Genomic DNA, 229 nt, shown 5'->3' on the forward strand with positions numbered 1-229 from the left:
AAGATGTAGTCGTAGATGCGGCGCCCGAAGGTGCCGTTGAAGGGCACCTCGCCGCGGATCGGCGCCTTGGTTGCCTTCACCTGCTCGATCTCGCGGTCGTGCATGGCGGCGTGCCAGTCCGGGTAGCCCAGTTCGAGGCAGTTCTTGCCGAGCGCTTCCTCGCGCGTCCTGCCCCACATCTGCAGCAGCACCGCGTTGGCGTAGGTGAAGCGGTGTTCGAGGTCGAACA

At 65.1% G+C, this 229-nt stretch carries 1 protein-coding gene; it reads right to left on the reverse strand.

The genetic code is table 11. The annotated features are described in order from the left end of the window. On the reverse strand, positions 1-229 hold a 229-nt coding region (locus KVT32_RS31960; RefSeq protein ID WP_217619622.1), incomplete at both ends, for a PAS domain-containing protein.

Origin of the sequence: Achromobacter sp. GbtcB20 (genome assembly GCF_019091095.1) — a bacterium.
Taxonomy (GTDB): Bacteria; Pseudomonadota; Gammaproteobacteria; order Burkholderiales; family Burkholderiaceae_B; genus Achromobacter; species Achromobacter mucicolens.